Annotated in this window: 7 protein-coding genes; 6 read left to right on the top strand and 1 reads right to left on the bottom strand. The window is 58.3% G+C overall.

Annotated features, from left to right (window positions below):
- Positions 1 to 146: 146 nt before the first annotated feature.
- The 6 genes from rfbD to A3722_RS03815 all read left to right on the top strand — a co-directional run bounded on the left by rfbD (position 147) and on the right by A3722_RS03815 (position 7,012).
- A complete protein-coding gene (gene rfbD, locus A3722_RS03840; protein ID WP_067625507.1) occupies positions 147 to 1,001 on the top strand; it encodes a dTDP-4-dehydrorhamnose reductase in 855 nt (284 codons plus the stop codon).
- Positions 998 to 1,891: a glucose-1-phosphate thymidylyltransferase RfbA gene (gene rfbA, locus A3722_RS03835; RefSeq protein WP_067625504.1), complete on the top strand. Its 894-nt coding sequence runs from the start codon at positions 998 to 1,000 to the stop codon at positions 1,889 to 1,891. Before rfbD ends, rfbA begins: the two co-directional genes overlap by 4 nt.
- Complete coding sequence (locus tag A3722_RS03830) at positions 1,888 to 3,039, top strand: NAD-dependent epimerase/dehydratase family protein (RefSeq protein ID WP_082849341.1); 1,152 nt, start codon at positions 1,888 to 1,890, stop codon at positions 3,037 to 3,039. Before rfbA ends, A3722_RS03830 begins: the two co-directional genes overlap by 4 nt.
- Positions 3,036 to 4,082, top strand: coding sequence for a hypothetical protein (locus A3722_RS03825; RefSeq protein ID WP_067625502.1), 1,047 nt, complete (start codon positions 3,036 to 3,038; stop codon positions 4,080 to 4,082). The genes A3722_RS03830 and A3722_RS03825 overlap by 4 nt, the downstream gene beginning before the upstream one ends.
- Positions 4,083 to 4,204: 122 nt before the next feature.
- On the top strand, positions 4,205 to 5,950 hold the full coding sequence (locus A3722_RS03820; RefSeq protein ID WP_161487637.1) for a rhamnan synthesis F family protein: 1,746 nt from the start codon (positions 4,205 to 4,207) through the stop codon (positions 5,948 to 5,950).
- Between the two features lie 138 nt (positions 5,951 to 6,088).
- Positions 6,089 to 7,012, top strand: coding sequence for a glycosyltransferase (locus A3722_RS03815; RefSeq protein ID WP_150120044.1), 924 nt, complete (start codon positions 6,089 to 6,091; stop codon positions 7,010 to 7,012).
- 144 nt (positions 7,013 to 7,156) lie between these two features.
- Here the strand turns inward: A3722_RS03815 and A3722_RS03810 are convergent.
- Positions 7,157 to 7,436: Tn3 family transposase (locus A3722_RS03810; protein ID WP_150120424.1), on the bottom strand; the 280-nt coding region annotated here is incomplete at its 5' end.

Here is a 7,436-nt window from a genome sequence, read left to right as displayed (position 1 = left end):
AATGCGCTCCAGAGTATCGAGATCACTGCTCAGGCAAGCGCACTAATCGCTGACATCTACGCAACGGATATCGGACGATATGAAGGTGCGTCTCAACCGGACAGACTAGCAGAGATAGGCACCACAGCACCAAAAGGGAGTTGGACATGACCCTCCTCGTCTTCGGAAAAACTGGGCAGGTCGCAAGGGAACTGCAGGCACGGGCGGATGTGCTGGCGCTTGACCGTGACCAGGCAGATCTATTGGACCCCTCCGGCTGCGCCGCTACGATCCGGGCTGAAAGACCCGCTGTCGTGATCAATGCCGCCGCTTACACCGCTGTTGATCAAGCCGAAACTGAGGAAGACCTCGCGACAATCATCAACGGTGAAGCCCCTGCGGCAATGGCGAGGGCTTGCGCTGATCTGGAGATCCCCTTCATCCACATTTCCACCGACTATGTTTTCGACGGTTCTGGCGAGGCACCTTGGCCGACGAACGCGCCCACTGGTCCGCTTGGCGCTTACGGACGCAGCAAGCTGAAGGGCGAAGATGGCGTGCGCGCGGTCGGTGGCTGCCACGCGATCATGCGCACGTCCTGGGTGGTGTCGGCGCATGGCAAGAACTTCGTAAAGACGATGCTGCGGCTCGGGGCCGAGCGTGACAAGCTCACCATCGTGGCCGACCAGGTGGGCGGCCCCACAGCGGCGGCCGACATCGCCGAAGCCTGTCTGAGCATCGCCGACCAGTTGCAGGCGGACCCATCGAAAACCGGCACTTATCATTTCAGTGGTGCGCCCGATGTATCCTGGGCCGATTTCGCGCGCGAGATCTTCCGCCAGGCGGACTTGTCCTGTGAGGTCGCCGACATTCCAACATCTGATTTCCCGACACCGGCTCGGCGCCCGGCTAATTCGCGGCTCGATTGCAGCGCCACCATAACCACATTTTCAATTCCGCGCCCAGATTGGCGCAGTAGCCTAGTTCATATTCTCAAGGAAATTCAGGATCAGTACCCATGACCAAACGCAAAGGCATCATTCTCGCAGGCGGCTCTGGCACGAGGCTTTACCCGATCACGCTTGGCGTGTCGAAGCAGCTGCTCCCTGTTTATGACAAGCCGATGATCTATTACCCCTTGTCGGTCCTGATGCTGGCCGGGATCCGGGAGATCGCAATGATCACCACGCCGCAGGACTTGGAGCAGTTCAAACGCGCGCTCGGCGATGGCAGCCAATGGGGAATTGAGCTGACTTATATTGTGCAACCCTCGCCCGATGGGCTGGCGCAGGCCTATATTCTTGCAGAAGATTTCCTCGATGGCGCACCCTCTGCCATGGTTCTGGGCGACAATATCTTTTTCGGCCACGGCCTGCCGGAGATCTTGGCTGAGGCTGACCAGAAAAAGGCCGGCGGAACGGTGTTCGGATATCATGTCGCCGATCCTGAACGATATGGCGTGGTGGCCTTTGATGGGGCCGGCGCAGTGACGCAGATCATCGAGAAGCCCGAGGTGCCGCCGTCGGACTACGCGGTGACGGGGTTGTACTTTCTCGACGGAACGGCACCGGAGCGGGCCAAGAAGGTGCAGCCTTCGGATCGGGGCGAACTTGAGATCACGACGTTGCTGGAAAGTTACCTCCATGACGGCTCCCTGAGCGTGAAACGCATGGGCCGGGGCTATGCTTGGCTGGATACCGGCACCCACGGCAGCCTGCTGGATGCCGGGAACTTCGTGCGCACGCTGGAAAAACGCCAGGGGCTTCAGACGGGAAGCCCGGATGAAGTGGCCTTCAACATGGGCTGGATCAGCGGAAACCAGCTGGAAGAGCGTGTCGCCAAGTACCAAAAGAACGGATATGGTAAATACTTAGGCAATCTTCTGTATTATTCCGGATTCGGAGCCGAATGAACGAAAGAATATTCATAACCGGCGGTGTGGGCTTCATCGGATCAAGGCTTGCCGAATGCTGGACGCGCGCCGGTGGTTTGGTAACGGTCTTCGATAGCTTCCATCCGCAGGTGGCCAGCATCCACGATGCGAACCGACAGCGGCTCTCCGAGCGCGGCGTTGACATCATCAAAGGCGATGTCCGCGACCGAACCGCTCTGGACGCGGCGATCCAGAAGGCCAAACCGGATATCGTCTACCATCTCGCGGCGGAAACCGGCACCGGCCAGTCCTATGACATGCCGGTCCAGTACTCGGATGTAAACGTAAGCGGAACGGCAAACCTCATCGAGGCCCTGAGGACGGCGCAGTCCACAACGCGGCGAGTCATTCTCGCCGGATCCCGCGCCGTGTATGGCGAGGGCGCATGTGTCGACGCCGAGGGACGACCAACCCCAGCCGTGGCGCGGACGAATTCCAACCTTGCTGCGGGAGATTTTGCGCCAAGGGATATCCACGGCAACTGCCTGATCCCGGTTGCCACCAATGCCAGTTGCCCCGCCAATCCGTCCTCAATCTATGCCTCGACCAAATTGATGCAGGAATACCTTCTATTACAGGGATTCTGGGGAAGCGAGACTGAGGTGGGCATCTTGCGCCTGCAAAATGTCTATGGCCCAGGGCAGGCGCTGCGCAATCCCTATACCGGTGTCCTGTCGATCTTCGCCCAGCAGGTCGCCGAGGAGAAGACGCTGGAAATCTACGAAGACGGTGAAATCACCAGGGATTTCGTTTTTATTGATGATGTCGTTTCAGCATTTTTCCGGATGGGCACCGTCAAAGCCATGCCGGATGGCATTATCGACATTGGCAGTGGTGCTGGAACGACAATCCTCGATGCCGCAAGACAGGTTCTGCTGGCAATGGGGCAAGACGAGGGAAACCTGCGGATTTCCGGCAAGTTTCGCCCCGGCGATGTTCGTCACGCCGTGGCCGATATCTCCCGCGCGACAGACGAATTGGGATGGCGCCCGGCCCACGGCCTTTCGACTGGAATTACCCAACTGACAGCTTGGCTGGCCGAGGCGGGTATATCGTCTGCCGGCGGTCGGAATGAGAAAACGGCGCCGACAGCAGCGGCCCTTGCGGCATCGGATATCAAGACATGACGACAGCATCCAGACGGCTGGTATTGCATATCGGTCCACACAAAACGGCATCCAGTTACATTCAGGTTAACCTCAAGAAAGGCGGTCGTGTCCTGGGCAACGGTGGCTGGCTGTACCCCAGCGAGGGCACCGAGTCACTGGGCGCTCATCATCACCTCGCTCACAATGCGAATGAGTACCTTCCCGCACAGGCCCCCTATCGCAATGTGCTGAAGACCTTGGGTGAGACAGCTCGTGCCAAAGGCCAAAGCATCGTGTTGTCCGCCGAGGGGTTCTGCCGCTGGAAGCCCGCGAACTTCGATGTCTTGTCCGGCCTTCTCGGGTTCGACACCTACGAACTGGTCTATGTGGTCCGCGATCCGCTGGACGTGTTCCCGTCCTTCTGGGCAGAAGAGGTCAAGCAGGGGCGTTCGATGGGGTTGGCCGAGCGTTTTGCCGGAGAATTCGCGGACCCGATGAAATCGCGCCTGTTAAACCCCATGCGCGATCTCAACCCTCTGCTAGCCCGGGACCGCGCCCAGATACATGCGGTACCGTATGATATTCTCAAGAGGCGCGACATCGACATATTCGAGAATCTGACCGGCGCGATCCTCGACTTGCAAGGTTTCCCCGCACGACATGCCAAGCCGGTCAACGTGAAGTATCCGATCGAACTAACCGAGTTCCTGCGGCTGATGACACTGATCCACGGCCGGGGGCAGCCCAATATCGGTTCCGACTTGCGCTTGAAATTCACTCAACTCGTTTCGGTGGAAGAACAACGCGAGTTACAAACACTGGTTCGTAAACATGCGCATAATGCGCGCCGTGTGATCACAGTGCCGGGGGACTCCACGCTTCGGCTCGGTGTAGAAAATATCTTGAAAGCTCGCCTCAAGGACAACTGGAGCATTGATGTAGGCAAGGATGAGCCGTTGTTTTCAGCTGATCCCCGCAAGTTCGTCCACTACGACGCCTACTTGCTGTCGACGGCCGAGCCCGTCCGCCAAGCTGCCGAAGCCATGGTGCAAAGACTGATGGTCCCAGAGAGAAAAACCTAATGAATTGTACGGCCATCTATGTCCTCCCGCGTGGGCGGATCGGTACGGCCCCGGCAGAGCACGCCTTGGCGGAGTTGCGTGCGTCGTGTCAGCGGCTGGTTGTCGTCCTCTCGGACGCCGAGATGGCGCGCACGCTGGATCGGTTCGAGCCTGATCGTGTGCTGATCGAGCCCAAAGCCAAGACATCCTACCTCGCAGGGGTGCGGGCCGGATTATTATCGGAAGCAAAAGAGGTTGGACACCCTAGGGTCCCGATAATCGCGACCGGCAGTCACGTGCTTGGACCTATCCGCCCCGTGTCACAGATGCTCGATCAGATGGACAGCACCGGCGCCGGGCTGTTTGCGCCCTATTGGCATGCCACTGAAGCTGACCCTCGCACAAAAAACGAGGGGCTACCATCACATATACCCTATCTGGACTTTGCGATTTTTGGTGCAGCGTTACAGGCCACGGACGAGTTCCGAGAGTTTTGGCAAGCGTTCGAAGGTGGCGACCACTGGACAGATTTTAGGCGGGGTCTTGGCCCGTTCGCGCACTTTCTCAAATCGCATGGGCATGACATTCTATACCCACTCGAACTTGACGAGCTGCAAACAAGTGATCCGCGGCTTTACGAGGTGCATAGCCTGGTCAAGAAGGGATGCCCTTGCCTACCTCTAGAGGTTTTCTCACTCGACCCGCTGCTCCACGATATTAATGCCATTTCTCTAAGGCCAGCCCTCGACTTCATGCGCCAAGGGCACCCCGCGGCTTACCAGGCTGCAATTGATCACGCGTGCCAGACAATACCGATGCGCGAGTTCAACGCGAATGCAGATCAGTTCGAGATATTGCCCACGACAGCACTCCAGCCCGATAAATCGGAATGGAACTTTGGAACCGTGGCTGTTTTTATCCACGCCTATTATCCTGAGATGATTGTCGATCTGGCGGGGTTGGTGGAGAACATTCCTGCTCGTCACCATCTGTTTGTCACCACGGCCAGCGAAGAGAACAAACAAACCATCACGAACCATCTCCTAGATAGGGGGTACTCGACCGACGCGATAGATGTTCGTGTTGTCGAGCATAATCGTGGACGCGACATGTCAGCGTTGTTCATCACCTTCCGAGACGTGATCCTGTCCGACAAATACCAAGTGGCACTCCGGCTTCATTCCAAACGGACGCCACAGGTCTCGCCTCGCGTAGCAGAAGAGTTCAAGACACATCTTTTCGACAATCTGGTTGGAAGCCGTGGTTACGTCCATAATCTTTTGGACAAAATGGAAGCAGAACCGGATCTCGGCCTGTTGATCCCCCCCATTATTCACATCGGTTTCGGCACATTAGGGCACTCTTGGTTCAACAATTTTCAACCAACGCGACAACTAGCGGATGAGATGAAATTTAACATTCCATTGGACACTGTTACGCCCGTTGCCCCGAATGGCACGATGTACTGGTTTCGCACCCACGCATTGCGGAAAATGTTTGAGTGGCCTTGGGAATGGGAAAAGTATAATAAAGAGCCCCACCACGTAGACGGAGGGCTAGCCCACGTACAAGAGCGGTTGATCGGCTACTGCGCACAGGCAGCAGGCTACCGCGTCCTTTCAGTTATGACCCCACAATCAGCCGCACGGAACTACGCGAAGCTCGAATACAAGATGCAGCGCTTGATGTCGCATCTCAGTTCAGGCAACATTGTTGAGCAAGATTTTGTTCTTTCAAAATCCCGAACAAATTTTCGCGGCAAGGTATTCCGTTTCTGTTTTGAAGCTTACGGTAGAACCATTAGACGTTGGCCTGCTTCCCGACGTTGGCTTAGACCGCTGGCTCAATCGGTTCGAAAACTGCTCACCCCTAGCGTCAGAACCCATTGAATTACGTTGAGCCAAGCTCCCTAAACGAGTTTCAGCATGATGCATGTCGATCGTGAAGCCGCTAGATTTCTTTTTAAGTGTTTGACCCCACAGCTTGATGGCTGCCATTAGAGTTTATGACTTAGCAAGTAGATTTACTTGCACTACCTACGGGGGATGACCGCCCTGCCCGCCTTTACCGTTCTGATGGCCTCCCGCAACGGGGCCGCGCATCTGCCTGCGCAGCTGGCCAGCCTTGCCGCGCAAAGCCATGCTGATTGGCGGCTGTGGGTTTCGGACGACGGGTCGACCGATGCCACCCGCGCGCTGGTGCAGGATTTTGCCCGCGACCACGACGTGCGGTGGATCGAGGGGCCGCAACGCGGGGCGGCGGCGAATTGGATGCATCTTTTGTGCCACGCCGACCTGCCATCCGGCCCTGTGGCGCTGTCGGATCAGGATGACATCTGGCTACCCGACAAGCTGGCCCGCGCAAGCGCTGCACTGGCGCGCACCGACGCACCCGTTCTTTACGGGGCGGGCAGCCTGCATATCGACGAGGACGGCACGCCGCGCGGAACCTCGCCCGACTGGCCACGCGGGCCCAGCTTTGAAAACGCGCTGGTGCAGAACGTGGTGTCGGGCCACTCAACGGCGCTGAATGCCGCGGCACTGGACATCGTGCGCCGTGCAAGCGTGCCACAGGGCATCGCCTTTCACGACTGGTGGCTTTACCAACTGATGACCGGGGCGGGTGCACAGGTGGTGCTGGATGCCCATCCGGTGCTGCACTACCGCCAGCACGCAGACAACGTCATGGGCAGCTTTCGCGGTCCGCTGGCGCGGCTCCGGCGGCTGGGGCTGATGCTGGACGGCACATTCGGTGGCTGGATGGCGGCGAACCGTGCCGCCCTGGTCGCCACGGGCGCGCTGACCCCTGCGGCTGAAGCTCTTCTAGAGACTGTTTTCAACGCTCCGTCCGGGCCTGCACGCACCCGCGCCCTGCGCCGGGCAGGGGTGCATCGCCAAAGCCGCGCGGACAACGCTGCCCTTTATGCGGTGGCGGCTTTGGGGCGGATATAAGCGTCGTATCAGTCTGCCCGCCGGTTAAGACACCGCTGGGGCTGGACTTTTTGAAAGTGAGCTACCCCCCGAAATTCGGACACTGACATAAGCTACAAGGGGTAGATTCCGGCTGAGTGCAGAATGACACCCTAAGCCAGCCCTTCATCGTTTTTTCCACTTATACTCGCCTGTGAGGAGGATGTGTGCCCATCCGAGAGGCGAGATGTGCCCCAGGAGATCGGATGGACAGTCTAATCCGACGTGTTGGCGCCGTGTGACAGCCTGCCCGAGGTGCTTGGTGTTCCAGTAGATGATGATGGCGGCCAGCAGGTTCAGCCCTGCCATACGGTAGTGCTGACCTTCGACGGTCCGATCGCGGATTTCGCCCTGCCGCCCGATGCGCAGGGCGTTTTTTAGGGCGTGATGGGCCTCGCCCTTGTTG

Source organism: Sulfitobacter sp. HI0027 (assembly GCF_001634775.1).
GTDB lineage: Bacteria > Pseudomonadota > Alphaproteobacteria > Rhodobacterales > Rhodobacteraceae > Sulfitobacter.
Note: the sequence above shows the minus strand (reverse complement) of the source record. Positions and strands in the feature narration are given on the sequence as shown.